Genomic DNA, 2,844 nt, shown 5'->3' with positions numbered 1-2,844 from the left:
GCAATGCGTGTTTATCGGCGAGTGTGTCTGAGCGCAGCGAGTTCTCGAGCCGGTAAGGGGCATTGCGGGCTGTCCATCACTACAACACTACAAACACGTTGCTTTCATTTGCCTTTATACCTTCTTCTAAGATCTTCTCTCTTTTTCCCTTCCCAGCCTTCCCTTTCCTTCGGGCATAAAAAAACCCCGGCAGGATAACCTACCGGGGCATTCTATTTAAAAGCTTGACGATGACCTACTCTCACATGGGGAAGCCCCACACTACCATCGGCGATACATCGTTTCACTTCTGAGTTCGGTATGGGATCAGGTGGTTCCAACGCTCTATCGTCGTCAAGCAAACTTGTAGTCACTCCGCTTGCGCGGCTAGGAGATCGTGCTTCCACAACCTCAGTGCAATTCGTGTCTAGAAGATATCGTTCTCAATCACTGCATTACTAACTCAATCAAAACTTATTGAAGCTCTACATTCAATCTCTAAAGCTTCGTACAGCCAAACCTCTTCGGCGTTATATGGCCAAGCCTCACGGGCAATTAGTACAGGTTAGCTCAACGCCTCACAACGCTTACACACCCTGCCTATCAACCAGTTAGTCTTACTGGGCCCTTCAGAAGGCTTATAGCCTAGGGAAAACTCATCTTGAAGGGGGCTTCCCGCTTAGATGCTTTCAGCGGTTATCCCGTCCGAACTTAGCTACCCGGCAATGCCATTGGCATGACAACCGGAACACCAGGGGTTCGTCCACTCCGGTCCTCTCGTACTAGGAGCAGCTCTTCTCAATTTTCCAACGTCCACGGCAGATAGGGACCGAACTGTCTCACGACGTTCTAAACCCAGCTCGCGTACCACTTTAAATGGCGAACAGCCATACCCTTGGGACCGGCTTCAGCCCCAGGATGTGATGAGCCGACATCGAGGTGCCAAACACCGCCGTCGATGTGAACTCTTGGGCGGTATCAGCCTGTTATCCCCGGAGTACCTTTTATCCGTTGAGCGATGGCCCTTCCATACAGAACCACCGGATCACTATGACCTACTTTCGTACCTGCTCGACCTGTCCGTCTCGCAGTCAAGCTGGCTTGTGCCATTACACTAACCTCCTGATTTCCGACCAGGATTAGCCAACCTTCGTGCTCCTCCGTTACTCTTTGGGAGGAGACCGCCCCAGTCAAACTACCCACCACACACGGTCCGCTACCTCGTTTCGAGGCACGCGTTAGAACCTCAACGTTATCAGGGTGGTATTTCAAGGTTGGCTCCATAGCAACTGGCGTCACTACTTCAAAGCCTCCCACCTATCCTACACAAATAACGTCAAAGTCCAGTGTGAAGCTATAGTAAAGGTTCACGGGGTCTTTCCGTCTAGCCGCGGATACACTGCATCTTAACAGCGATTTCAATTTCACTGAGTCTCGGGTGGAGACAGCGCCCCCATCGTTACACCATTCGTGCAGGTCGGAACTTACCCGACAAGGAATTTCGCTACCTTAGGACCGTTATAGTTACGGCCGCCGTTTACCGGGGCTTCGATCAAGAGCTTCGCTTACGCTAACCCCATCAATTAACCTTCCGGCACCGGGCAGGTGTCACACCCTATACGTCCACTTTCGTGTTTGCAGAGTGCTGTGTTTTAAGTAAACAGTCGCAGGGGCCTGGTATCTTCGACCACCAACAGCTTAAGGCGTAAAGCCCATCACCATCAGCGGCGTGCCTTCTCCCGAAGTTACGGCACCATTTTGCCTAGTTCCTTCACCCGAGTTCTCTCAAGCGCCTTGGTATTCTCTACCTGATCACCTGTGTCGGTTTAGAGTACGGTTCCATTACAGCTGGAGCTTAGAGGCTTTTCCTGGAAGCAGGGCATCAATTACTTCGGACTCCGTAGAGTCACCGTCATCACTTCTCAGCCTTAGTCGTCCGGATTTTCCTAAACAACCAGCCTACAAGCTTGAACCACGACAACCAACGCGTGGATAACCTAGCCTTCTCCGTCCCCCCTTCGCACTGTAATGAAGTACAGGAATATTAACCTGTTTCCCATCGACTACGCTTCTCAGCCTCGCCTTAGGGGCCGACTCACCCTGCCCCGATTAACGTTGGACAGGAACCCTTGATCTTTCGGCGTGCGAGTTTTTCACTCGCATTATCGTTACTCATGTCAGCATTCGCACTTGTGATACCTCCAGCATGCTTCTCAACACACCTTCAACAGCTTACACAACGCTCCTCTACCACTTGTCTAAGACAAGTCCGTAGCTTCGGTACTATGTTTGAGCCCCGTTATATCTTCCGCGCGGGCCGACTCGACTAGTGAGCTATTACGCTTTCTTTAAAGGATGGCTGCTTCTAAGCCAACCTCCTAGCTGTCTAAGCCTTCCCACATCGTTTCCCACTTAACATAGATTTTGGGACCTTAGCTGACGGTCTGGGTTGTTTCCCTTTCCACGACGGACGTTAGCACCCGCCGTGTGTCTCCCGGATAGTACTCACTGGTATTCGGAGTTTGCATGGGGTTGGTAAGTCGGGATGACCCCCTAGCCCAAACAGTGCTCTACCCCCAGTGGTATTCGTCCGAGGCTCTACCTAAATAGATTTCGAGGAGAACCAGCTATCTCCGAGTTTGATTGGCCTTTCACCCCCAGCCACAGGTCATCCGCTGGCTTTTCAACGACAGTCGGTTCGGTCCTCCAGTTGATGTTACTCAACCTTCAACCTGCCCATGGCTAGATCACTCGGTTTCGGGTCTACACCTTGCAACTATACGCCCAGTTAAGACTCGGTTTCCCTACGGCTCCCCTATGCGGTTAACCTTGCTACAAAATGTAAGTCGCTGACCCATTATACAA

General features: G+C 51.4%; 2 rRNA genes (1 of these 2 running past the window's edge). Both read right to left on the bottom strand.

Annotation, left to right across the window (positions count from 1 at the left end):
- Positions 1-222: 222 nt before the first annotated feature.
- Positions 223-338, bottom strand: a 5S ribosomal RNA gene (gene rrf / locus FME95_RS13585).
- A 175-nt stretch (positions 339-513) separates the two neighbouring features.
- Positions 514-2,844: ribosomal RNA gene (locus FME95_RS13580) — 23S ribosomal RNA — on the bottom strand (it continues 556 nt past the right edge of the window).

The sequence above is a fragment of the Reinekea thalattae genome, from assembly GCF_008041945.1.
Classification (GTDB): Bacteria; Pseudomonadota; Gammaproteobacteria; order Pseudomonadales; family Natronospirillaceae; genus Reinekea; species Reinekea thalattae.
The sequence above is the reverse complement of the archived record's forward strand: the minus strand, read 5'-3'. Positions and strand labels throughout refer to the sequence as shown.